The sequence below is a fragment of the Flavitalea plasmicola genome (assembly GCF_030546645.1).
GTDB lineage: Bacteria > Bacteroidota > Bacteroidia > Chitinophagales > Chitinophagaceae > Puia.
Genome location: NZ_JAUOTO010000003.1, coordinates 119,277 through 142,901, shown reverse-complemented (window position 1 = coordinate 142,901; position 23,625 = coordinate 119,277). Strand labels below are relative to the sequence as shown.

20 protein-coding genes are annotated in these 23,625 nt (G+C 51.2%); 8 read left to right on the top strand and 12 right to left on the bottom strand.

Features of this window, described 5'->3' with window-relative positions; translation table 11 throughout:
* Window positions 1-2 precede the first annotated feature (2 nt).
* Window positions 3-1,574: a RagB/SusD family nutrient uptake outer membrane protein gene (locus tag Q4E93_RS10650; protein ID WP_303585009.1), complete on the bottom strand. Its 1,572-nt coding sequence runs from the start codon at window positions 1,572-1,574 to the stop codon at window positions 3-5.
* A gap of 16 nt (window positions 1,575-1,590) precedes the next feature.
* Complete coding sequence (locus tag Q4E93_RS10645; protein ID WP_303585007.1) at window positions 1,591-4,677, bottom strand: SusC/RagA family TonB-linked outer membrane protein; 3,087 nt, start codon at window positions 4,675-4,677, stop codon at window positions 1,591-1,593.
* A 161-nt stretch (window positions 4,678-4,838) separates the two neighbouring features.
* Here Q4E93_RS10645 and Q4E93_RS10640 point away from each other — a divergent pair, with 161 nt between their 5' ends.
* On the top strand, window positions 4,839-5,747 hold the full coding sequence (locus Q4E93_RS10640) for an AraC family transcriptional regulator (RefSeq protein WP_303585005.1): 909 nt from the start codon (window positions 4,839-4,841) through the stop codon (window positions 5,745-5,747).
* A gap of 5 nt (window positions 5,748-5,752) precedes the next feature.
* Here Q4E93_RS10640 and Q4E93_RS10635 read toward each other — a convergent pair whose 3' ends face one another.
* Window positions 5,753-5,947: a YqaE/Pmp3 family membrane protein gene (locus tag Q4E93_RS10635; protein ID WP_303585003.1), complete on the bottom strand. Its 195-nt coding sequence runs from the start codon at window positions 5,945-5,947 to the stop codon at window positions 5,753-5,755.
* A gap of 69 nt (window positions 5,948-6,016) precedes the next feature.
* Complete coding sequence (locus Q4E93_RS10630) at window positions 6,017-6,358, bottom strand: hypothetical protein (protein WP_303585001.1); 342 nt, start codon at window positions 6,356-6,358, stop codon at window positions 6,017-6,019.
* Between the two features lie 54 nt (window positions 6,359-6,412).
* Here Q4E93_RS10630 and ppk1 point away from each other — a divergent pair, with 54 nt between their 5' ends.
* Complete coding sequence (gene ppk1, locus Q4E93_RS10625) at window positions 6,413-8,485, top strand: polyphosphate kinase 1 (protein ID WP_303584999.1); 2,073 nt, start codon at window positions 6,413-6,415, stop codon at window positions 8,483-8,485.
* Here the strand turns inward: ppk1 and Q4E93_RS10620 are convergent.
* The gene (locus Q4E93_RS10620) at window positions 8,477-9,412 is read right to left on the bottom strand and encodes a hypothetical protein (protein ID WP_303584997.1); all 936 of its coding nucleotides are present in this window, start codon (window positions 9,410-9,412) and stop codon (window positions 8,477-8,479) included. The two genes, ppk1 and Q4E93_RS10620, sit on opposite strands and share 9 nt — an antisense overlap.
* Before the next feature lie 77 nt (window positions 9,413-9,489).
* On the opposite strand from Q4E93_RS10620, the gene Q4E93_RS10615 reads away from it, so the two are divergent.
* From Q4E93_RS10615 to Q4E93_RS10605, 3 genes are all read left to right on the top strand, one after another.
* Complete coding sequence (locus tag Q4E93_RS10615) at window positions 9,490-10,584, top strand: sensor histidine kinase (protein ID WP_303584995.1); 1,095 nt, start codon at window positions 9,490-9,492, stop codon at window positions 10,582-10,584.
* Complete coding sequence (locus Q4E93_RS10610) at window positions 10,581-11,243, top strand: LytR/AlgR family response regulator transcription factor (RefSeq protein ID WP_303584993.1); 663 nt, start codon at window positions 10,581-10,583, stop codon at window positions 11,241-11,243. The genes Q4E93_RS10615 and Q4E93_RS10610 overlap by 4 nt, the downstream gene beginning before the upstream one ends.
* A gap of 112 nt (window positions 11,244-11,355) precedes the next feature.
* On the top strand, window positions 11,356-12,510 hold the full coding sequence (locus Q4E93_RS10605) for an acetyltransferase domain-containing protein (RefSeq protein WP_303584991.1): 1,155 nt from the start codon (window positions 11,356-11,358) through the stop codon (window positions 12,508-12,510).
* 5 nt (window positions 12,511-12,515) lie between these two features.
* On the opposite strand, the gene Q4E93_RS10600 is transcribed toward Q4E93_RS10605, so the two are convergent.
* The 6 genes from Q4E93_RS10600 to Q4E93_RS10575 form a co-directional block, all read right to left on the bottom strand.
* Entirely contained in the window at window positions 12,516-13,475 is a 960-nt protein-coding gene (locus tag Q4E93_RS10600; RefSeq protein ID WP_303584989.1) for a TonB family protein, read from the bottom strand.
* Window positions 13,476-13,541: 66 nt separating this feature from the next.
* Window positions 13,542-14,189: a YdcF family protein gene (locus tag Q4E93_RS10595; RefSeq protein ID WP_303584987.1), complete on the bottom strand. Its 648-nt coding sequence runs from the start codon at window positions 14,187-14,189 to the stop codon at window positions 13,542-13,544.
* Between the two features lie 39 nt (window positions 14,190-14,228).
* Window positions 14,229-14,921, bottom strand: a complete 693-nt coding sequence (locus tag Q4E93_RS10590; RefSeq protein ID WP_303584985.1) for a response regulator — start codon at window positions 14,919-14,921, stop codon at window positions 14,229-14,231.
* Window positions 14,918-16,045 carry a sensor histidine kinase gene (locus Q4E93_RS10585; protein WP_303584983.1) on the bottom strand — a complete coding sequence of 376 codons (1,128 nt, stop codon included), beginning with the start codon at window positions 16,043-16,045 and terminating at the stop codon, window positions 14,918-14,920. Before Q4E93_RS10585 ends, Q4E93_RS10590 begins: the two co-directional genes overlap by 4 nt.
* A gap of 144 nt (window positions 16,046-16,189) precedes the next feature.
* Complete coding sequence (locus Q4E93_RS10580; protein ID WP_303584981.1) at window positions 16,190-17,575, bottom strand: ammonium transporter; 1,386 nt, start codon at window positions 17,573-17,575, stop codon at window positions 16,190-16,192.
* A gap of 324 nt (window positions 17,576-17,899) precedes the next feature.
* Window positions 17,900-18,706 (bottom strand): DUF3108 domain-containing protein, encoded by an 807-nt coding sequence (locus tag Q4E93_RS10575; RefSeq protein WP_303584979.1) that lies wholly within the window; start codon window positions 18,704-18,706, stop codon window positions 17,900-17,902.
* Between the two features lie 189 nt (window positions 18,707-18,895).
* Between Q4E93_RS10575 and Q4E93_RS10570 the strand changes: the two genes are divergently transcribed.
* The 3 genes from Q4E93_RS10570 (at window position 18,896) to Q4E93_RS10560 (ending at window position 23,009) form a co-directional block, all read left to right on the top strand.
* On the top strand, window positions 18,896-19,933 hold the full coding sequence (locus Q4E93_RS10570; protein ID WP_303584977.1) for a sensor histidine kinase: 1,038 nt from the start codon (window positions 18,896-18,898) through the stop codon (window positions 19,931-19,933).
* Window positions 19,912-20,640: a LytR/AlgR family response regulator transcription factor gene (locus tag Q4E93_RS10565; protein WP_303584976.1), complete on the top strand. Its 729-nt coding sequence runs from the start codon at window positions 19,912-19,914 to the stop codon at window positions 20,638-20,640. Before Q4E93_RS10570 ends, Q4E93_RS10565 begins: the two co-directional genes overlap by 22 nt.
* Window positions 20,641-20,708: 68 nt before the next feature.
* Complete coding sequence (locus Q4E93_RS10560) at window positions 20,709-23,009, top strand: transglycosylase domain-containing protein (protein ID WP_303584974.1); 2,301 nt, start codon at window positions 20,709-20,711, stop codon at window positions 23,007-23,009.
* An 81-nt stretch (window positions 23,010-23,090) separates the two neighbouring features.
* Here the strand turns inward: Q4E93_RS10560 and Q4E93_RS10555 are convergent, their stop codons facing one another.
* Window positions 23,091-23,531, bottom strand: a complete 441-nt coding sequence (locus tag Q4E93_RS10555) for a carboxymuconolactone decarboxylase family protein (RefSeq protein ID WP_303584972.1) — start codon at window positions 23,529-23,531, stop codon at window positions 23,091-23,093.
* Window positions 23,532-23,625 lie beyond the last annotated feature (94 nt).

Genomic DNA, 23,625 nt, shown 5'->3' with positions numbered 1-23,625 from the left:
TATTAGTAGCCGGGGTTCTGATCATTCAAAGACAGAGCGGCGTTTGTCTGCAGCTCGCTTAAAGGTATCGGATATAGATTATTCTTTTCGGAAACATTCTGCGCCGGATGCGGATCGCCCGTTCCATTGATGGGCACATAGTAGGCTCTGGGGTTGTTATATCGCTGTACACGCGTCACCAGGGTACCAGTCCGCTTGAGGTCGAACCAACGCCAGCCTTCGCCGCCCAGCTCACGGGTGCGCTCATCCAGCAACTCCGTTCTCAGCTCCGTCTGGGTGGGTGTATGTCCCAGGACATTCTCCAGTTTGTCAAGGCCCGCTCGGCTCCGTACCTTGTTCAGCGGGATAAGCGCTGCCCCCGGCTGTCCCAATTCGTTCAGCACTTCTGCATACATGAGGAAGACATCCGCCGCACGGAGGTAATACACGTTCTTCCCCGAATTATAGATATCGATATCCGAACTGCTGATGTCGTATTTCTTCACCGTAGGCAGGCCCGGATCAACCCACCAATCCATCGTGTTTCCATTGCCATCATAACGGTGGGGCCAGATGGACGCGAGATAGCGCTTGTCATTGGCCTTGTCAAACACAGTGTCGGAATAAAAGGAAGTAGCCATCACCACCGTACCGCCGGCGCCGGGCGTATGGTTATTAAAGGCGCTGCCGGGAATACCCGGACCTGCATAAGAGCCGAATAGGTTCTGAAGACCTTGCGTATTGTTGGGGTCCGTAGAATACTGGATCTCAAACAACGACTCGGCGTTGTTCTCATGCTGGCCGTCGAAAAGCTGGGCATAGTCGTCCAGCAGCGTCAGGCTGTTATTGGTCTGCAGATCCTCGAATAAGGTCTTTGCATCATTGTAATTCTTCATGGTGAGATATACCTTTCCCAGGAGCGCCTTGGCGGCCTCGATGCTGGCCCTGCCTTTGTCGGCATTTTTGCTCCTGGCCCACAGGTTTGAAATTGCAAATTTAAGATCGCTGACGATCAGGGCATAAACATCAGCGGCAGGAGTACGTCTGACGCCGGCGGAAAAGGGAGTGGTTTCCGTGCGCAGCGGTATATCTCCATAGAGTTGCACGAGGTAGAAATAGAAGAGGGCCCGCATGAACCTGGATTCCCCTAACAGCCGGTTGCCTACAGAGGGGTCGGCGATCGAAGCGTTCGGGATACCTGTGATGGCAGCATTCGCATTGGCGATCCCAATATAGCAGTCCTGCCAGAAGCCGGAAAGCTGGTAGTTCTGGCTGCCGAACTTTATGTCATAGACGTCCAGGCCGGTGACATTGGCCCAATAATCCCCATAGCCCTGGGATTGGTAGGTACAGCGGACCTCGTCGGTGCCGACGACGCCGATCAGTGCATAGTCCGACTTCTTCAGCGTCTGCAGCTGCGTATAGATCCCGGTGACGGCCGCAGTTGCGCCGGCCTGATCCTTAAAAACCTGGGGCTGCGCTACGAAGACCTCCGGGGTATAGTTCAGCCCCTTCCTGCAGCCGGCGGCCATGATCACCAGGCCGGACAGTGCTGCCAGGTATGTTCTTATTTTATATGGATGGATGAATTGCATAAAATGTTTTTGATGATTAGAGGCCTAGTTTTGCGCCGATCAGCCAGGTCCTGTACCTGGGATAATTTTCCAGTTGGGTAGGGTTGCCGTTGTCAGGGTCCAGTCCCTTGTATTTGGTGAAAAGGAATGGCTCGATGGCCTGGACGTATACGTTGAGGCTCCTCAGCTTCATCTTCTGCGTCACGCTGCCCGGGATATCGTACGCCAGGTTAATGCTCTTTATCCGGATATAGTCCCCTTTCTGAATGGAATAGCTGGAGCCTTGATCGGGTCCGCCTGGCAGCGGCTTCAGCGACGTGGCAAATGCATTGGGCCTGGGAATATTGGTATGCGTATTGTCCTTCGTCCAGTAGTTGGCCCCCTCCTTCGTAACGTTGCCAATATTACCAAACCAGGTGTTGTACCACGTAAGGTTGGTATAGGGCAGGTTGTTCAGCTGCTGACCATACTCATAGGAAGCCAGCACGGTCATCGAGATCCCTTTATACCGGAAATAGTTCCAGAACCCGCCCCAGCCGCCGGGAATATTGTATCCTACGATGGTCTGGTCCTGCGGGGTGATCTTGCCGTCATGGTTACGGTCCAGTATTTTAACGTCTCCCGGCTTGCCGTTGGGATTCAGGCTGAAGTCATCGCCTTCCTGGTAAAGCCCGTTGAACACATAATTGACCAGTACGCCGCTGGGTGGCTCACCTACCCGTAAAGCAAGACTGACCGAATCACGTCCCGGCAACAGATGAGTGACCTTGCTCTTGTATTTCGACCAGTTGAACGTCATCTGCCATTCGAAGTTCCTTGTCTTTACAGGCGTAGCCTGGAAATTGATATCGATGCCCTTTGTATTCATGGCGGCAACATTCACCTGCTCATTGTAAAAGCCGGAGGAAGGCGCCAGGGTGAAGGGCATCAGCAGGCTGGTGATCTTCTTGTTATAAAGGTCCACGCTAAGGGATATGCGATTGTTAAAAGCGGCGATGTCCATGCCCAGGTTGGTCTGATGCTGACGTTCCCATTCCAGGGTGGGGTTGCCGGCCGTGCCGCCGACCTGGTAGCCGCTGGTGGCATTGCTGCCGTTGAAAGGATACTGTGCATTGTTATAGCGGGTGTAGATGGCGTCATATGGAAGGTTCTGGTTGCCGATGAGCCCGTAGCTGGCCCTGATCTTCCAGTCGCTTAATGTCGATTTGAGCCTGTATCCAAGGAAGGGCTCGTCTATCAGCCGCCATGCGACGCTGGCGGAGGGGAAGAAGCCATAGCGATTCTCCTGGCCGAAACGCGAAGAACCATCACGCCTGCCAGTCAGGTTCAGAATGTAGCGCTTTTTAAATTTATAGATCGCCCTGGCCAGGAAAGATTGTACGATCCAGCCGTCGTAGTTGGTATTGTCCTGGGTCTTGATACCGGCACTGCCCATATTCTTGAAAGTAAGCAGGTCGGTGGGGAACTGCTGACCTTTCATATCCATGGCCGTATTCTCTCTTCGTTCGTAAGTAGCGCCAGCCAAAATATTGAGGTCATGATCGCCTTTACTAAGCGTATAGGTAGCCGTGTTCTCCCACAGTACATCCGTTGACTTTGTCTGGTATACCTCGGCAGCCCCATTGACAGCAAATCCTTCTCCCGTATTTCTGGGATAATAATAATCGTTTTCACCGCTGAGCAGGTCGGCGCCGACGCTGCTCCTCAACAAGAGATTGCGGAGGGGTGTAACCTCGACATAAAAGTTGGCAAAAGTCCTGTTGGAGGTGTAATTATTCACCGAATACAAAGCCGAGGTCATGGGATTGCGAATGGTCAGCGCACCCGTGCTGTTGTCCGTGACGACCAGGGGAGCACCCGTGGAATCGAAGATAGGCATCAGGGGGCTTTGGGTCAGCGCCTGCTGGTATACGTTGGATGTAACGCCCTTGGTGAAGTTATGGTCCACATTGACGCTGCCGCCCAGTTTGAACACCTTATTGATCTCCGACTCGATGCTGAAATGGCCGCTGTACCGGGTAAAGCCGGTATTGATGATGATGCCTTTCTGATCCAGGTAGTTGCCGCTGAAGTAGACCTTGTTCTTCCCTACTCCGTTGGAGATGCCGATGGAATAGTTCTGCATGGGCGCTGCCCGGCGGGTGACAGCTTTCAGCCAGTCGTAGCTCTTGTATCCTTTGGCAATACTCTGCAGCTCATATTGATTAAAGAATTTGGCGTCCGGGCTGTCCACGCCAAATGTGATGGGGTCAGCGTCATTGAAAGCAAACTTCTTCAATTGAGCATATCCTTTCGCATCCAGCATATGGTAAGGGTTGTTCATGGTTTGAATACCATAATACATGCTGAAGTCGATGGTAGCCACGCCGGCCTTGCCATGTTTGGTCGTGACGATGATGACACCTGCCGCCGCCCGCGAGCCGTAGATCCCCGCTGCCGCCGCATCCTTCAGGACGTCCACCGACTCTATGTCAGCAGGGTTGAGGTCCCGGATATCCCCTGTGATCGCCACCCCATCCACTACGTAAAGAGGACCCTCACTTTGCGTGATGGAGTTGAGACCGCGTACATTAATGCTGTTGCCTGACCCCGGCGCATACCCCGAGCTGTGGACTTCCACGCCGGGGGTCCTTGACGCAAGGGCACTGGCCAGGTTGGTAGCGGGCAACTCATTGATCTCTTTAGAGGAAATGCTGGAAATAGCGCTGGTAAGGTCGGTCCTTTTTTCCTTGCCATAACCGATGACCACGACGTCGTCCAGTTTACGATCGCTTGTTTCCAGCAGGATGGTGATGGAAGTGCTGTCGTCATGCACGACAACCTCGCGGGTCTTATAGCCGGCATAGCTTACTTCGATACTTACACCGGATGCAGCCGGGAAGCTGAACCTCCCCCGGCTGTCTGTAATTTTCGTAACAGTACCGGCGCCTTTTGCTTTAATATTAATGGTCGCCAGTGGCAGGGGCGCGTGGGTGGAAGCGTCCTGGACCAGTCCCTGGACCTGCCGCTGCTGGGCAGCCGCCTGGTGGAAAGTACCTAGGCAGGCGATAAAAAAAATCAGATGGACAATGCTACGGAAAAACCGGTCACGTCCACCAACCTTACATGTTTGTATTAGTGGCATTACAATCGTTTTAGACAATAAGAGTTAATTCTTGCGTTAAGTGAGAGATTTAGTTTCAGTTCATCAAAATTCGACTTTAAGCCAATGAAAAAGAATAGTATTTTTTATGAAAATGATGGACTTTTTTCTGCTTTTCGTACTTTGCATAAAATCCATATGAATTGGAAAGAACTAGATCGCTACGCAAGCGGCAGGGATTCGAAGGGCAAAAGCTCATCGTTCTTCCCAAGAAGATCATGACGGAGTTTTTGACCAAAGATCCCATCACCCGGCAGACGTATATCACTGACATCGGACATTATCCAAAGGCTAAATTTCATTATGTTGAAAGGCCCGGCGGCATCAGCCAGCATATCATTATCTATTGTGTGGAGGGAAGGGGCTGGATCGAGATCGACAAAAAAAGAATGGAGATCGGCCCCTCCCAGTTCATTGCGATTCCCGCCAATGTCGCACATAAGTATGCGGCCAATGAGAAGGATCCATGGACTATTTACTGGATACATTTCAAAGGTGAAATTGCGGCCTATATCGTGGAGCTCATCCTGCAGAACTCGAAGAACTATCAACCGGAGCTTGCCTATAACGAGAACAGGATAAAGCTATTCGCGGACATCTATGCCAACCTCGAGAAGGGCTACAGCCAGGACAATCTTCGCTACGTCAATATGATCTTCTACCATTTCCTTTCCTCCTTGCTGTATGAGGATAAGTTCAATTATATAGAGAACAGGAAAGAAGGGGATGTCATCGCGCTTACGATAGAGCTCATGCAGAAAAAGATCCACACGATCGTGTCTCTGCAGGAATTCGCGGACTTCGCCAAGTTATCAGTATCTCACTTTTCCGCAGTTTTCCGGGAAAAGACAGGCTATTCGCCTATCGAATATTTCAACCACCTGAAGATCCAGAAGGCTTGCCAATACCTATTGCTCACCAACATGACCGTAAAGGAGATGGCGATCAGTTTGGGCGTGGACGATCAATATTATTTCTCCCGGATGTTCTCCAAACTAATGGGGTATTCTCCCGTGGAATACAGGAAAAGGAATAAGTCGGCAAGTCAGTGAGTGGGTCAGCGTTTCATCTCCCTGATAAGACGGCGGTTCCTTCTTTCAGCCCTGGAATTCTGCAGGTCGACGACGGCCCAGATGGCGGCGGGCAGCCAGCCGATGAGGGTGATCTGTAAGATCAAACAGACAATGAAGTGCAGTATTCTGCCTCGCAGAAGGAATGACACGCATGGAAGAAGGATGGCGAGGAGGAGCATGATGGCCGTTTTGCTGGTTTATACGAAAATAAGAAAAACAGGAAAGATGTAGTTACCGCTGGTATAAAACTATTGCGGCACCCGCTCGATCTTCGTCGGATGACTCAGCTTATAGTCGAATTTACTTTGATCGATCCCAGCCTGCCGGTTGACATAACCCTTCCTGTACTTTTTCACCCGCGCTTCGAACTGAACGATATCCCCTTCCTTCAATGTTCCCAACTTCTCAAAGCCTTTCGTCATATTGAACCAGAGATGGTCCGATATTAATTTTCCATTACCATCACGGATGCCCGTCAGCAGGACGGTCTCGGTGGAAGACCCTTTATAGCCGGACTTAAGGCCGTATTTTTTAAACACCCCTCTGAATAGATCCCGCTGCTCGTCTAATTTCTTCAGTTCTGTTCTCAAAATCAGTATTTTGCGGAGGATAAGAATACCAACCGAACGGCCAAGTTACATATTATGCCTGATACCTCCTTTTTCGACCGCGACCTGAGCTGGCTCTCCTTTAATTACCGCGTAATGGAAGAAGCAGCCCGGGAAGCGACGCCGTTGCTGGAGCGGGTGAATTTCCTGTCCATCTACTCCTCCAACCTGGATGAGTTCTATAGGGTCAGGGTGCCTGCTTTGGCCGCCCTGGGCAAGATCAAAAAAGCGAAAGAGACGGTGGCCGGCGCTGACAGCGCTGCCTTGCTGCAAAAGATCACGCAGGAGGTGGACCGTCAACTGACGCATTATGGCCAGCTCCTGGTAGATAATGTGCTGCCCCAGCTGTCTCAACAGGGAATCGAATTCATTTATGAGCCTGCGGCTCAAACGGCCATGCCTTATTCCCTGTCCGTGCCTGCTGCGGTGAAAAAGGCCGCTGCCGGATACTTCCATACGGAGCTGCTGGCTTTTCTGCAGCCAGTGCATTTATCCATGGCAAAAGACAGCTTTTTCCCGGGGAATGAAAGACTTTATTTTGCGGTTGTCCTTGGCGAACCGGCACAGGATATTTATATCCTCAACATACCTTCTGACAGCGTTTCCCGTTTTTTTACCGCGGAAGATGAGGGACGCAAATACATTCTCTTCATCGACGACATCATAAGAGACAACCTGGACTTTATCTTTCCAGGTCTGCCGGTGAAGGGGGCCTGTAGTATAAAAATAACCAGGGATGCAGAGCTGGAGCTGGAAGACGAATACGAAGGAGATATCGCGGATAAAATAGAAAAGAAGCTGGCAAAAAGAGACGCCGGCCTGGCCACCAGGTTCTTACACCAGCCGGGCATACCCGAAGGCATACTGCAGTCGCTGGTCGATGCCCTGGGAATTCATAATGCATCCATTGTGCAAGGAGGCCGATATCATAATCTGCGGGATCTGGCCTCTTTCCCTGTAAAGGACAAACACCTCTCCTATCCTGCCTGGCCGGCTGTTCGGTTCCAGGGGGACAGTGATCCCGGGGTATTTGATCGCATAGCTGAAGGCGACATCCTCCTGCATGCCCCTTATGAGAGCTATGATCCCGTGCTTCAATTCTTTAATGAGGCAGCCATCGATCCCGCCGTGGAAGAGATCTATGTCACCATGTACCGTATAGCCCGGGACTCGCGGATCGCCAATGCCCTGATCAGCGCGTCCCGTAATGGCAAGAAGGTCACGGTATTCGTAGAACTGAAAGCCCGGTTTGACGAAGCCAATAATCTCCAATGGGCCAAACAGATGAAGCAGGCCGGCGTCAGGATCATTTACAGCATCCCTGCCCTGAAAGTGCATGCCAAGGTAGCACTGGTAAAAAAAAAGGTGCAGGGGCGAATGGTCTATTATGGTCTGCTGGCAACAGGGAACCTGAATGAAAAAACGGCCCGGTTCTATACGGACCATATCCTGCTGACAGGCAATCACGATCTGATGCGGGAGCTGGAGCTATTGTTCATTTTCCTCAGCCGGCGCAAGGAACCCCGCAATGCTGAAAAGATACCGTTCAAACATCTGTTGGTGGCCCAGTTCAATCTCCAGGACAGGTTCCTTTCACTCATCGACCGGGAGATCGGCAATGTACGGCTCGGACTGCCTGCCTCCATCACCATCAAGCTCAACAACCTGGAAGAGCGGGTATTGATCAATAAATTGTATGAGGCTTCCAATGCAGGCGTATCCGTCACGCTCATCGTACGCAGCATTTGCTGCTGTATCCCGGGCATACCCGGGTTGAGCGAAAACATCGTCATCCGGAGGATCGTGGACAAATACCTGGAACACGGTCGTATATTCGTCTTTCACAACAATGGACAGGAAGAGATCTTCCTCGGTTCTGCCGACTGGATGAATAGGAATATCTACCGCAGGATCGAAGTATGCTTCCCGTTATATGACGAGCAGCTGCGCAAGGAAATAAAGGAGATCCTTCGATTGCAGACGGCGGATAATGTCGCGGCGGTTATGCTGGATGCGGGCCTCAATAATGTGCCGGTCACCGCAGGAGAGTTGCAGGTGCGTTCGCAGGAAGCGATTTATCGTTATATCACCCAAAAAAGATCAGAATAAAGACAGCCGGGCGCCTATTGCCGACCTGACGTAGTCCCTCACTGCTCCATTGAACTGTGTAGGAATATTCTGCCCCGTCTGCAAATAAAGCCAGTCGGTACCCGTGCCGGTCGCGCTATGTAAGATGCCCGCGGCAAGAAAGAACATCCACCTGCCGTTGAGGGAATAGTTCAATTTTACATTCCCTTCAAGATTATATCCATTCGCCTGGTCTTCAAAGCTGATGGGATGGCGGAAAGTGGAGATAAGATTCCAGTTGGCTCTTCCCCTATAGTGCACGATGTCGTAAAACAAGGCGGCTTCCAGGGAAAGACGCGCAGAAAAGTGAAGATCTCCCCGCAGACCTATGACGGCGCCTTCATATTTTGTGGCATACGTACTCTTAAGCCCTGCTGCTGCACCCGACTGGTCCGAAGACAACAAATAAAGTGATTGCCTGTGCAGCGCATAGCCCAGGCTGGGAGTAAGCGTGACCAGACGGCTTAAGTGGAACGGATATCCCAACGTTGTCCGCCAGGAAAAGCTCATGCCCTTATTGGCATCGAATGCGCCATAATAGGAACGGTTGGTTCTATTGTCTCCCTGGTAATCCATGTCGGTGACGCTGCCGGAGGTAATAAAATGATGGGAAAATGTGGAGCCTAATTCGAATGACTTCCAGCATTTCCATTTCACTGCAGCCTCCAGGGTGGGACCGGCCAGTTTCTTCCATTTCAACTCCGAGAGGATATTCGGGTTGGCGCCCTGTGTGTTGCCTGCAATGGACCAACGGAGATCTTCGGACTGATACCCGGCGGAGAGAGTGAAGGAGAGACGGGAAGAATGGGCGGCCGGCTCCGGGTTCATACCCCCCTGCGCTTGGGACAGCATCGATGCCGGTAGCAGAAACAGAAGTAGGATGTATTTTTTACCCGGGTTAAGGATCATAGTGTTATTCATTTTCTATTTTCCAGCGATTAAATATAAGCTATCCGCCGTACTTTTACCAGGCAATCCCAACAAAATTGTCTTATTCCTCCCAACAGCACGTCTTGCTTAACAAGCTGCCTGCCTTTTCCGCCGGTAAAGGTTATGCAGGGCTTTTCCGCAGGAGATGGCTGTATCATTCACTGTTCTGGCTATGCTTCTTTTCTTCGGCGGCACTAATCGCGGTGAACGTTCGCCAGGTCCGGCACTGGACCTTTTTTCTGCAGCTATTGACCCTGCTGCCGCCGGACATGCTGCAGGTATACCTCAATATCTATGTGCTGATCCCATTGCTTTTGTTCAGGAAAAAATACATTCTTTATTTTTCCACCCTGCTGGCATGCATATTCCTGCAAACGGCGCTGTTTATCTGGTTGCACAGACAATATATGCTGTCGGGGGAAACGGCCTTTGCCTACGTGATGGATTTTACGCTGGGTAATTGGGGCATCCAGAGCCTGAATATCCTTTCCCTGGTCGGTTTGACAACGGGCATTAAATTCCTGAAGGACTGGATGTTGCAGGAGGAGCGATGGCGGGAGCGCGAAAAGCAGCATATCGAGACGGAATTGAGCTTCCTTAAATCCCAGATCCATCCTCACTTTTTTTTCAACACGTTGAACAACCTGTATTCACTCACCATCCGAAAGTCCGAAGAAGCGCCTGAAGTAGTGCTGCGGCTCTCCGACCTGATGAGCTATATGTTATATGAATCCGGCGCCGCCACCGTTCCGCTGGACAAGGAAATTGCCAACCTGGAAAATTACATGGCGCTGGAAAAGCTCCGCTTCGGGCAACGGTTGACGCTCTGCTTTGAAAAAAAGGGGGATACTGCCGCCGTAAGGACGCCGCCGCTGCTGCTGCTGGCCTTCGTGGAAAACGGATTTAAGCATGGACTCAAAGACCGGATGGGTCCTGTACGGATCGAACTGTCGCTGGATGTACGGAAAGACTGGCTATTCTTCGAGGTCTCCAATCCCGCACAACAGGAGCCGGAAGAAAAAGAACAAGGGGGCATAGGGTTGAAGAATGCCTCCCGCAGACTGGACATACTTTATGGGACTGGCTATTCTCTCGACCTGCGACGGATGGATGGTATATTCAAAGTACAACTAAAAATCCCGCTGTCATGAACGCGCTCCATTGCCTCGTCGTGGATGATGAGCCGCTGGCAATCGATGTGGTAGTAACCTATCTGCAAAGGCTGGAGATCCGCCCAGTCTGTTGCGGGAATGGGATCGAAGCGCTCAGGCGCCTGCAGGAAGGCCATTTCGACCTGTTGTTCCTGGACATTGAGATGCCGGGCCTCAACGGGATCAGCCTGCTGAAAAGCCTGGCTCACCGGCCTGCCGTGGTCATCACCACCGCTTACCGGGATTTTGCCGTGGAAGGCTTTGAGCTGGAAGTCCTGGACTATCTGGTAAAACCATTTTCTTTTCCCCGGTTGCAGCAGACCATGGAAAAATTCAACCGCTGGAAAGGAGTGGATCACATTTTCCTGAAAGTGGACAAAGAGCTGGTAAAGGTGGCGATGAAGGATATCCTGTACATTGAAAGCAGGAAAGATTATGTGAAGGTGCTTACGGCAGCGGGGGAATATCTCTGCCATCAGACGCTCACGGATATCACGGCAAAGCTGCCACCTGAAAAATTCTTTCGGCTCCATCGTTCTTATACCGTGGCATTGGACAAGATCAACCTGTTCGTGGACAATTGCGTGCATATCCACGGCAAAGCCATCCCTGTATCCAGGGAGCATAGTCAGGAAGTGAAACGTCGGCTGCAGGCATAAGTGACCACGGACCTTGTCATCCGTCGACAAAAAAACACACTTTGTCGAATTTCTGCACGGAGGTTGAATTTTTACTTGTTCCGGCAAGGGAGGGTTGGTACATTTAGTATTTATGAAACGAATTTACTCCATCGACATCGCCAGGGGGCTGGTGATGATCATTATGGCACTTGACCATACCAGGGACCTGTTGCATGCAGATTCCATCGTCCAAAGTCCCACTAACCTGGCCACCACGACGCCCGTTCTTTTCTTTACGCGTTGGATCACCCATCTTTGCGCTCCCAGCTTTGTCTTCCTGTCAGGTGCTTCCGCGTGGCTGTCTGCCCGGAAAGGAGATGCCCGGGAAAGCCGCCGGTGGCTGTTCAAAAGGGGGATCTTTCTCGTAGCGCTGGAGCTGACCCTTGTCAACTTCAGCCTTTGGTATGACATTCACTTCCGGTCTATTATATTCCAGGTCATTGCCGCCATCGGGTTTGGGTTCATCGGCCTGGGACTGATGTATAAGCTTTCACCCAAAACGCTGGGCATTATAGGACTGTCGATCATATGTCTGCATGATCTCCTGCTGCTGATACCCATGACCTCCATTACGGGCCTGCAGGTGGCAGGCGCCTGGTCCTTCGGAGGCGGCATTGTCAAACTGGGTAATGTGACCCTGATCTTTGGCTATCCCGTATTGCCCTGGTTCGGCCTCATGCTGGCGGGATTTGCTTGCGGCAGGCTATTCGAATCACCCATCGAGGTGCGCAAAAAACAATTGCGCCGTATCGGGCTGATCGCCCTGGGCCTCTTCATATTGCTGAGAGCCGCCAATGTATATGGGGACCAGGCCCCGTGGAGCGTGCAGAAGAGCCCTATATTCACTTTCATGTCCTTTATGAATGTCAGCAAATACCCGCCTTCCCTGCTTTATACGCTGGTGACCCTGGGCCTCCTGTTTCTCTTCCTTTCCTTCATCGACGGAAAGGAAAGCGCCTTTACGCGGATAGCAACCGTGTATGGCAAAGTGCCGATGTTCTATTACCTGATACATTGGAACCTTATTCATCTGCTGATGCTGGCAATGGTCTTTTTACAAGGCTTCCATGCCGATCAATTGGAATTTGGGACGTTTCAGTTCGGCAGGCCCCCCAACAGCGGGATCAGTCTTCCATGGGTCTACCTGGTATGGTTATGCGTGGTCGCATCATTGTATCCTCTATGCATTTGGTATGGGCGTTACAAGACCCTTCACCCCGAAAAGCGCTGGCTGAGATACCTGTAGGCGGGCTATTGGACGGGCTGGCTGAAGGTGACAGGCTGCCGGATGGTGCCTTTCACCTTCCGGTGATGATCCATGGCGGGGATCCAGTCAGGAGAACGACGTATGGCTTCGAGAGCTATCTTGTCAAAGGCAGGATAAAAAGGGACTTCCACCTCCGCGTCCATCACCTTGCCATCTTCATTGATGGTGGCCCTTACTACCACTGTTGCTTCGTCCGCGTTGGAGATCTTATACTGATCGGGAAAATACAGGGCCCTGCCCAGGTAGTTGGCCCAGGCCCTCTGTCCACCGGGAAATGATGCTTCCCTGTCATCATTGGTCGTGTCAGTCAATGGCGCCCCTTTCTCGTCGTAAAATGTTTTTGCCTGCAACCTTCCCCCGGCATCGTAGATCTCTGTAGCGCTGAGCCCTCCTGCCTTATAAAAGTATTGCCATTTACCGTATTTTTTATATCCGGGCGCATAGCGGCCGGCAACAGAGGGATTACCATTGTCAAACCAGGCAATATGTACTCCACTGCCATCCGGTTTGTAGTTACCGGAGTCTCTCAGATAGCCGGAATGATACCAGCCGATGCGGACGCCAATGGGAATGCCGTTGTCATATACGGTGGAATCCGCCATAAGGCCGTCACTGAAATAGCTCAGCCATAGGCCTTGCTTCTTACCGTTGCGGTAAGTACCTGACGATTCGACAATACGTGTGGGATGGACATAACGGAAATAGCCGGAAGGGACCTTACAGGAACTGTCCGTATAGAGACCTTCCATCTGCAAAGTGAGACTGCGTAAATAATAGTCTTTCCTGTGCCAGCCGGAATCTGTGTTTTCGGCGATGCTGTAAAAACGCGCATGAGCGACATCCGTGGCACGCCAGAGATAGTCGAAATATTTCTCTGTCTTCTGACAACGGGCTGCGGGTACAGCCAAAGAACAGAGCAATGCGAACACAAGGGGTCTGGTCATGACTTTTGCTCTCTACGCCTTAAAGATAGTTTTTAATTCGCATCCTGTCAATGGAGCCAGGCACCTTTAGGTAGCCAGGTGACTGGTAAAACCCCATGCGACCAGCCGTTCGTAAGCCGCCCAGACCTCATCAGGGATGTCCTGCGGGATCTGGAACCCCCTGGCAGGATAGATCCGGATGCGCTGGAGATCGCCGACCATAATATTGATAACCTTTTCCATGGGGATCTCATCGGTGGGATAACCTTCGAAGCTGATCTGCGGAGAGGTGACGATGAGCTTTTTGTCAGGCCAGTGCTTTTTAAAAGTGGCATAGCTCCTTCTTTCCATATAAGGCTTTTGCACAAGTAAGAAAGTTTGAGGGTCAAGGCCTTTCTCCCGGAGCAGCTTTTGCGTAAACAGAATATTTTCTCCTGTATTGGTGGATTGGTTCTCGATGAAGATAGCTTCCGACGGAACGCCTTTGTCGAGGGCAATGCGGGCAAACTTGTCGGCCTCGGGATCTTTCCATATCCCTTTTGTCACGTTGCCCAGGCCGCCGGAGAAGATGAGGATGGGCGACCAGCCCTGCAGGTAGAGATCAGCCCCTCTGTCGGCAACCCGCAGATCATGGCTGCCCAATACAAGGATGCAATCGGCTTTTTCAGGGATATGATTCAAATGATGATAGTCCCATAGTTTCCTGGCTTCGATGAGTACTTCCTGAGTGATCATAATAGGGATATAATGGACAGCGCAAATATAGCGGTAATTTTAGTTGCTGCCCGCCAGAAAGCGGTAACCTACCCCTGATTCAGTAATGATATGTTCAGGATAATTGACGTCTTTTTCGATCTTTTTTCGCAGCTGGGCGATGAATACGCGCAGGTATTGCAGCTGATCGACAAAGTCAGAGCCCCATATTTCGCGGAGCAGATATTGATGGGTGAGGACTTTCCCCGCATTTTTTCCAAAAAGCGCCAGCAGGGCGTACTGGGTAGCGGTGAGCTTCAGCAGCTCGTTGTCCTTTTTTACGGTGCGGGTGGCCAGGTCGATCTCCAGCCCGTTGAGACGGATGATGGGACCATCGTCCTCCGGTCCGGCGCTGCGAAGGGCAGATCGGATCCTGGCCAACAGTTCGCCGGTGCGGAAAGGCTTGATGAGATAATCGTTGGCGCCATTGTCGAGGGCCGTCACGATGTCCTCTTCGCTGTTGAGCACGGAAAGGATGATGACGGGCTTGCCAAACCATTCTCGCATTTTTTTCAAAGTGGCATGTCCACTTTCATCCGGCAGGCCGAGGTCGAGTAAGATCAGATCAGGAGAATGTACGGCTGTCATCTGCAGCCCTTCGCGGCCGGTGGCAGCCTGGAGGGTCGTATACCCGTTGGATTGCAGGGTGATTTCCAATATCTTACGAATGGAGGTCTCGTCATCGATGACCAGGATCTCTGCTGTAGGGTTCATGATACGGATAGTTGAAGCGTTAGGTTTTCGCTGGGCAATGGATTGCAGCGGGCAGGGAGACATGCCGGCAGGCTGATGAGAAAGCGGGCGCCACCGGAGGGCCGGTTAGTCAGCGCTATCGTGCCATTATGCGCTTCCACAAAACCTTTGACAATAGACAGCCCCAGGCCTGACCCGCCGATGCGGGAGTCCTTCAGACGGTAGAATTTCTCAAACACTCTATCGATCTCCTCTTCAGGAAAGCCTGGGCCGTCATCTTCCACGATGATGACCAGGAGCTCGTCGAAACCTTCTGCGCTGATGCGTATCCAGCTTCCTTCAGGCGTATAGAGGGCGGCGTTAAAAAGCAGGTTATACAGCACTTGCTCCATGAGACCATAGTCCAGGCGGACCAGGGGGAAGCCATCGCTGATGGCCACTTCAGGCTTTCGGAGGAACAGCGGCTCTTCCAGCTGATGCAGGATGGAAGAGACCATCTCATGGATGTCGTGCCAATCTTTTTTAGGCTGTATAAAGCCGGATTCCAAACGGGACATGTTCAACAGGTTCTCCACGTGCCGGTTGAGACGCATGGATGCGACGGATATTTCGGTGAGGAGCTTTTTACTATCTTCCCTGGACAGGCGCGATGGCTCTTCCAGCAGGTTGTCCGTTGCGCCGATAATCGCGGCGATGGGGGTCCGGAACTCGTGAGAAAGGGAGTTCAGCAATGTATTATACAATTTCAGGGTTTTAGCTTTTTCCTCTTTTTGACGGGCGATCTTTTCAATCTGCCTTATTTTAAAAGTAAGAACGGCATTCACCAGCGCAATAACAAAATACATGGACAGAAGTATCTCGTCCTCCGTATTGCCTACCCGGAAGTTATAGCGGGGTAAAAGGAAAAAATAATCCCATATCAGGGCGCTGAGCACCGCAGTTAGCAGGACGGGGAGAATATCGAAGAACATGGCGATCAGCGAGAGGGTCAGCAGCAGGACAAAGGCGACGACTTCAGCACCAATATAAGCGGAAAAAAGGAAGCAGACGGCGGATACGAGACAAACGGACTGAATGCTGAGCAGGTATTGCCAGCGTTTACTAATCCTGGAGCCTAAGAACGGAGGAACATATGCATCCTGCATGCTATATAATAATAAAATTGATATATCTAATTTACGAAATAAGCGTAATATATTCTAGGCAATATATGTATAAAATAAGAAAGAAGGCCTGGGAGCCTTCTTTCTAGGTGCAAAATGGGAGTAAACCAAATATTTTAACAATTTCTAATGCATTGCTTCCTGCTCTTTTAAGCCATTGGGCGTTGCCACGAGCAAGGTGCCCTGTACGTATTTCTCATCATGCTGGCTGGCATCCAGGCCTTCTTCTTCCTCATCACTTGTTACACGGAGGGGAACGATGACATTGATCACTTTGAAGATGACGAAGGATACGGAAAAGCTATATCCAACCGCAATGGCCATAGCTTTCAGCTGTGTAAAGAAGAAAGCGGAGTTGCCATAGAACCAGCCGTCGTTGCCGGCGCTGTTCACGGCCTTGGTAGCAAAGACGCCCGTCATGAGCATACCTACCATACCGCCGATACCGTGGCAGGGGAATACGTCCAGCGTATCATCCAACACCGTTTTGGTAGCTTTAATATGTACGGCGATATTGGAAACAAGCGCTCCAAATACACCAATGAAAATACTTTGCGGCACGGCGACAAAGCCGGCTGCGGGCGTGATGGCCACCAGGCCAACAACAGCGCCTACGCAGAAACCAACCACAGATGGCTTCTTGCCTCTCACTACGTCGAAGAACATCCAGGAGAGGCCGGCCGCCGCCGCAGCTGTATTGGTAGTGGAAAAAGCTGAAACGGCCAGGGTATTGGCAGCTACGGCAGAACCTGCGTTGAAGCCAAACCATCCAAACCACAGGAGGCCGGTGCCAATAAGTACGTAAGGTATGTTGGCTGGATGCGTTGTCAGATTGTCAATATGAGACTTCCTGCGTTTCAGCACCAGGGCGCCTGCCAGAGCGGCGCAACCGGCGGAGATATGCACTACGGTACCGCCGGCGAAGTCAAGGGCGCCCATCTTGGCGAGGAACCCATCGGGATGCCAGCTCCAGTGAGCCAGGGGAGCGTAAACCAGCAGGCTGAACAGCACGGTGAAAAGCACATAGGCTGAGAACCGCATGCGCTCAGCAATGGCGCCTACCACCAGACCGGGGGTAATGATGGCAAACATCAATTGAAACATGGAGAAGAGCCCCTTGGGAATAGAGGTCGCGGCAACCCAGGGCTTACCGGACATGACGTCTTTGTAAAACAAATGTGTAGCGGGGCTCCCAATGATCCCATGGATGGAATCGCCAAAGCAGAGGCTATACCCGACCACGATCCACAACACTCCTACCACACCTGCCGCAACTACGCTTTTCATCATAGTGGAAAGTACGTTCTTCCGGTTAACCATACCGCCGTAGAAAAAAGCAAGACCGGGGGTCATTAAAAAAACCAGGGCGGTCGCGACCAGGATCCAGGCGATGTCGGCCACATTGTATTTCCCCTCGTCAAAATTAGGTAGTGTCGGAACGAATATAGCTGCGACAGCTATCACTACCAGCGTAATAAATGGCAAAGTGCTTTTAAGAGTGAATTTTTGCATAATCTCGTAGATTTCACGTTAGAAAAAACAATAATTTGTTGTACCAGAATGGAAAGTTATAAAGAATTTATAAAATAGAATAAGATTATTGTATGCATTAAAATTATAATACAATGTAAATAACTCTACAATTGCATTATTATTAGGTATTTATATATTCTTACACAATAAATGGTACAAAAAATTTTTATTAATTCTTTATTAAAGGGGGGTCGAAATTGCAAAATATTCATTACCTATATCATATTTAGCAAGTATTCATATGACAAAAGCCGCCGGTAACACACCGACAGCCATGAATGGATGCATCGTCCACATTGACAGCTAATCTTTTGTAGCAAACCTGGACAGGAGGTCGGGTGCGGTGCCCGGCATTTTTACCTTATATCTGTAGTTGCCGCCGAAAGCATCCTCCTCTTTCAGGAACTCATGGGTCTCCTTGCTGATCCAGAAAGTTTGAGTGTAAGGCCCCCGGGGACTTTCCCCTTCAGTGAACAGCTTCCAGCAGTCCATTTTTTCCCCATTCATTAAGGTGAGCGCCTCACTCCCCGTCACCCGGTAGAGCAGGTATTTGGGGGGTGCCGCGCCGGCATCATAGAAATTGATCAAAAAGGACTTGCCTGCGGCCAATGGCAGCATCTCGAAAGTCTCGATGTCCAGGTTCCAGTTGAAGTTGGGCTCGGAAAATCTGAGGTTGAAGGATTTTTTATCATTGTCCGCCACGGTGTCAGCGCCCTTGATATTCTCTCCGCTCCAGTCATAGGCTGCTATCTTTCCCCGTACTGTCTCGCAGTGGTACACAGGGGCAAAATCCGTCACACTGTTCAGTGAGTACACTTTTCTGTAAGAGGCGGAGTCGCCGCCATACCAATGCTGCGTGATCGCGAAATAGCGCTTGCCGCCTTTGTCTTCCATCGCAATATCCCGCATCCAGTACCAGAACCCCAGCCTGTCCGCCTTTTGAGGATATTGATAATAGACCAGGTATTGACGCAAACCCGGCTTCAATACAGTCGTCAGCAGGTGCCCTTCACCGGGTCGTATAGTGTCGGCCTGGCCGACCTGTCCCCGGGAAATGGCGGCAACCAGCAAATGGATCAACAGCAGGGAAATATAGATGAATGTGCGCATATGGATGATTTTAACAGTGGCCAAATCTCCCTATACCCGGCGGAATACACAACTCCATTCAATTGCCGCGCGCTCCTTTTTAACCAGGCAGGAAGATCGTTCAATACCAACGTCGTTGAATGGGCGGGGCCGATCATTGAAAATCACTCGTCAGCCGCCGAAACCTTAGTAATTTGCGAACCATAGCTGATGAACATCTTTAACGAAAAAGCAAGCCCGCGTCAATTACAGATTCTTATCTGGGGGGTGATCTTCCTGATCAACTTCTTTTCCCTGCTGCCGATGGATGGACTCCTGCAATCCATCGCCTATACCTTTCTGAACACCTTCTTCTATGCCGTGATCATTTATGGCAACATCTATTTTCTGTTCCCGAAGCTGTATCAAAGCAAAAGGACAGGATGGTATGTGGTCTCGGCCATTCTGTTGCTGGCGGCAACCGGTCTGCTGAAGACCTGGATCAGCCAGCTGATCTACAATGCCTGGTTTGCTAAAAAACATTATGCGCTCACCTGGGAGAACACGGTCTACGTGACCGTAGGATGCGTCGTCGTATTCATCCTCAGCTTTGTATTCCGTATCGCATTGGCTTATTTCACGCTGAAACGCCAGGCCCAGCAGATGCAGGAGCAGAAAAGCCTGGTGGAGCTGCACCTGCTGAAGTCCCAGGTCCAGCCGCATTTTCTTTTCAATACGCTGAATAATATCTATTATGAGGCTTTCCGCGAAGCGCCCCGCACAGCCCTGCTCATCGGCCGGCTATCCGAGATCATGCGTTATTTCGTCGACGAAAGCCCCAAAGAAAAAGTAGCGCTGGCCACGGAGATACAGTTCCTGGAAAATTACATCGCGCTGGAGAAGATCCGTATCCGACATGGCGTGGAAGTCGTTTTCTTGCGGGAATGCAATGTCAGGCATCTTATCCCGCCGATGCTGCTGATGACCTTTGTAGAAAATATCTTTAAGCATGGGATCGATCGCGCGGGTACGGAGAACAAGGTGACGCTTTCCCTGCTGGAAAACGAAGGCTACCTTATCTTCCGGACGGAAAATGAGCTGCAGGAACCTCCGGTAGTGGCTGCGCCACAGGGTTTCGGGCTTGAAAATCTGAAAAGACGGCTTACCTTACTATACGGTACCCATGCTCAACTAAGTGTTTCGAAGTCTGAAAGGACTTTTCATGCTTATCTAAAAATTCCTCTGTTATGCCCCTCCGTTGCCTCATAGTGGATGATGAACCCAATGCAGTAAGCCTCCTGGAGATGTTCATTGGACAAAACACCTCCTGGCAGCTGCTGGGCAAGTGTTACAACGCGCGGGAAGCCCTGACCTTTATAAAGGCACACCCGCTGGACCTTATTTTTCTTGACATCAATATGCCGCAGCTCTCGGGCATGGAAATGGCCTCTCTCCTACCCCCGGATATCCGCATCGTATTTACCACAGCTTATTCCGAGTATGCGGCGGAAAGCTATTCCTTTCAAACGATCGACTATCTGCTTAAACCCATCACACTCCGTAGGTTTTACTCCTCGCTGCAGAAAATAGAGGCCCATTTCAGCATGCTGGAGGGCCAAAAACAGTCCCAGACCGCCCCTGCCCCTCTCATCCCTTCCAGGGAAGAGTATTTTTTTATTAAATCCGGAAGGACCCTGAGCAAGGTGCTGCTGAAGGATATCCTGTATTTTGAAGGGGAAAAGGAGTATGCCCGGCTGGTAAGCACGCAGGATAAAATATTGATCTATAAAAGATTGAAAGACATTGAGGAACAGCTGTCTCCCTCCTTTACCCGGGTGCATAACTCCTACATCGTCAATGTGGCGAAGGTGGACAGTATCCGGGACAACCATATCTTCATCGGGGGCAAGCAGATCCCCATCAGCGAAAAATTCAGGGACCCCTTTATGAATATCATCCGGGAGAGGACTTTTTAACAGGGATCAAGACTTACTTTTAGTACTAATGCCAGACCTTTGACGTTAATATTCAAAACCTTGAAGCATTGGCGCCTGTAAAAAATCCCCCAAAAAAGAAATTCCGGCTCGTCCGCATCTTCTGGATCAGCTTTTTCAGCGGCCTGTTGGCATTTATCCTGCTGCTGGTGCTCATCGGCATGGGCACTTTTGGCAAGCTGCCATCCCTGCATGAGCTGGAAAATCCTACGCTGGTGCTGGCATCTGAAGTACTGGCCGATGACGGCACTTCCATGGGAAAGTTTTATACCGAGAAAGGCAACCGGACCCATGTGGACTATAAAGACATCTCGCCCAATATCATCCATGCGCTGGTGGCAACGGAGGACGTGCGCTTTTATGAGCACTCCGGTATCGATTATATCGCCGTCATGCGCGCAGTGCTGCGATTTGGCAGGGACGGCGGGGGAAGCACGATCACCCAGCAATTGGCCCTCAACATGTTCAATGGAGAACGAAGCCATAACAGGGTACTGAGGGTCATCCAGAAACTGAAGGAATGGATCATCGCCATTCGGTTGGAGCGGAATTTCACGAAGGAAGAGATCCTTTCGCTTTATTTGAACGACGTTTCTTTCAGTGACAACGTATATGGCATCCGGGGCGCCGCCAGGACCTTTTTCCAGAAAGAGCCGGCGGAACTCAGCGTGGATGAATCGGCCGTCCTGGTAGGTATGGTGAATAATCCCCGTTTCTTCAATCCCCGTACCAATCCCAAGGCCGCAATGGAGAGAAGGAATATTGTGATCAACAGGATGGTGACCAATCACTACCTGGCGGAAGGAGATGCGCTTGTCTTTAAGGTAAAGCCCATCGACATCGGGCATTACCGTAAGGCGGACGAGAACAATGGGCTGGCCCCCTATTTCCGGGATGTGCTCAGAGGCGACCTGAAAAAATGGTGCAAAGAACACATGAACCCTGAGTCGGGAGAGCCCTATAATCTTTACCAGGACGGATTGAAGATCTATACCACCATCAATCCCCGCATGCAGCTGTATGCCGACGAAGCTGTCATGCAGGCGATGCCGCAATGGCAGAAGGTATTGAACGCACAGCCCAATATAGTCAACGGCGACATCTGGAAAGGGCATCTCAACGTGCTGGAAGCAGCTATGCGGAACAGTGAGCGCTGGAAGCTGGAAGAAGAGGATAGCATGTCGGTGCCGGCTATCCGCAACAGCTTCCATCAGCCCATGAGGATGAAAGTCTTTGCATGGAATGCCGCCCATGAAAAGGATACGGTGATGACACCCCTCGATTCCATCAAATACTACAGGCAGATGCTGCAGACAGGCTTTATGGTAATGGACCCTGTTACGGGCGCCGTAAAAGCCTGGGTAGGAGGAATTGACTTCAAAAACTATAAGTTCGACCACGTCAATATCAATACTAAGCGGCAGGTGGGCAGCTCCATCAAGCCTTTCCTGTATAGCCTGGCTATCGAGGATTTCAACTTTACGCCGCAGACACAATGTGATGCCGTTCAACAATATTTCCCGGAATACAAGGCCTATGTGCCTGCCAGGGCCAACCCGAAGGTCAGCGGGACCCGGACCATGGCCAATGGCCTTGCCTGGTCCATCAATGAGGTGGCAGCCTATATCATGAAACAGTTTGGGCCCGAAGGCCCCAAACGTTTTGCCGAGTTCATCCGCCAGATGAACATCCCTACGGCTGTGCAGCCCTACCCTTCCCTGGCCCTGGGAGCCTGCGAACTATCGCTGTACGAAATGATGTGGGGCTATACGGTCTTTCCTTCGGGCGGCATCAGTACGCAGCCCTATTATATCTCCCGGATCGAGGACAAGCATGGGAATGTCCTGGTACGTTTTCCTCCGGATCACAAGGAGGTGCTGAGCCATGCGACGGCATTTACGATGACCCGGATGATGCAGGGTCCGGTGGACTTCGGTACGGCGGCAGGATTACGCCAGCGATTAGGCATTACCGAGATGGGCGGTAAGACGGGCACGACTAATGACAATTCCGACGCCTGGTTCATGGGCTATACCCCCCAGCTCCAGGCAGGCGTTTGGGTAGGTTGTGACGATCGCTTTATCCGTCTGGACAGCAGAAGGGCTGATGGCGGTCACGTGGCCAGGCCCGTATGGGAGTACTTCTTCGCCAAAGCCCTCGCCGACGGCACCCTGGGCCTGGATAAAAAAGCGCTTTTCGCCCGGCCTGACAGCCTGGGGCCGCAATATGACTATCAGAATCTGATCGATAAGGTCCCTCCCCCTGGCGCGGAAGGCGTCGACCAGGGGAATGGGAACGCCAGTCAGTACATCGTGGACAGTGCCGCCCGCGTAAATCCGAGCCAGTACTAAGAAGCTGCAAGCTACCAGCTACAAGCTACAAGTAAAGACCTAATAAGACCAGCTTGACGCTTGCAGCTTGTAGCTTGTAGCTCAAAGCTCCGGCTGCATATGCAAACTGACGCCAATCCGGTTCCAGGCGTTGATGTTGATGATGGCCATAATGATCTGCGCCGTCCTTTCTTCACCTAAAAGCGCAATAGCCTTTTGATACACCGGTCCTGAAAGCCCATGCCGGTGAATAAGGGTGATCTCTTCCGTCATTTCCAGAATTATCCGTTCTTCTTCCGTGAACTGGGGAGATTCCCGCCATACGGACAGCAGATAGATACGCTGCTCCGTTTCTCCGATTTTCCGCGCGTCCTTCGCATGCTTGTTGACACAATAGGCACAGCCATTGATCTGGGAGGCCCTTATCTTTATCATCTCCCTGTGTAGGGGAGATATCTCCGTTGTAGCGATGAAATTGTCCAGCTCGATCAGTGGTTTGTAAGCAGCGGGCTGTACCTCCCGCATCCTGAATCTTTTTTCCATTTTAATTCGTCTTTTATACCACAAAATTATTGCGCGCCGTCCTGCAAAAGGGGGCCAGATGCGATAAAATGGGTGGGCCAGCATTCGCCCTGCG

Coding starts and splice junctions, on each gene's coding strand:
- Q4E93_RS10650 (WP_303585009.1), bottom strand. CDS start 1,574: ATGCAATTCATCCATCCATATAAAATAAGAACATACCTGGCAGCACTG.
- Q4E93_RS10645 (WP_303585007.1), bottom strand. CDS start 4,677: ATGCCACTAATACAAACATGTAAGGTTGGTGGACGTGACCGGTTTTTC.
- Q4E93_RS10635 (WP_303585003.1), bottom strand. CDS start 5,947: ATGCTCCTCCTCGCCATCCTTCTTCCATGCGTGTCATTCCTTCTGCGA.
- ppk1 (WP_303584999.1), top strand. CDS start 6,413: ATGCCTGATACCTCCTTTTTCGACCGCGACCTGAGCTGGCTCTCCTTT.
- Q4E93_RS10620 (WP_303584997.1), bottom strand. CDS start 9,412: ATGATCCTTAACCCGGGTAAAAAATACATCCTACTTCTGTTTCTGCTA.
- Q4E93_RS10610 (WP_303584993.1), top strand. CDS start 10,581: ATGAACGCGCTCCATTGCCTCGTCGTGGATGATGAGCCGCTGGCAATC.
- Q4E93_RS10605 (WP_303584991.1), top strand. CDS start 11,356: ATGAAACGAATTTACTCCATCGACATCGCCAGGGGGCTGGTGATGATC.
- Q4E93_RS10600 (WP_303584989.1), bottom strand. CDS start 13,475: ATGACCAGACCCCTTGTGTTCGCATTGCTCTGTTCTTTGGCTGTACCC.
- Q4E93_RS10595 (WP_303584987.1), bottom strand. CDS start 14,189: ATGATCACTCAGGAAGTACTCATCGAAGCCAGGAAACTATGGGACTAT.
- Q4E93_RS10590 (WP_303584985.1), bottom strand. CDS start 14,921: ATGAACCCTACAGCAGAGATCCTGGTCATCGATGACGAGACCTCCATT.
- Q4E93_RS10585 (WP_303584983.1), bottom strand. CDS start 16,045: ATGCAGGATGCATATGTTCCTCCGTTCTTAGGCTCCAGGATTAGTAAA.
- Q4E93_RS10580 (WP_303584981.1), bottom strand. CDS start 17,575: ATGCAAAAATTCACTCTTAAAAGCACTTTGCCATTTATTACGCTGGTA.
- Q4E93_RS10575 (WP_303584979.1), bottom strand. CDS start 18,706: ATGCGCACATTCATCTATATTTCCCTGCTGTTGATCCATTTGCTGGTT.
- Q4E93_RS10570 (WP_303584977.1), top strand. CDS start 18,896: ATGAACATCTTTAACGAAAAAGCAAGCCCGCGTCAATTACAGATTCTT.
- Q4E93_RS10565 (WP_303584976.1), top strand. CDS start 19,912: ATGCCCCTCCGTTGCCTCATAGTGGATGATGAACCCAATGCAGTAAGC.
- Q4E93_RS10555 (WP_303584972.1), bottom strand. CDS start 23,531: ATGGAAAAAAGATTCAGGATGCGGGAGGTACAGCCCGCTGCTTACAAA.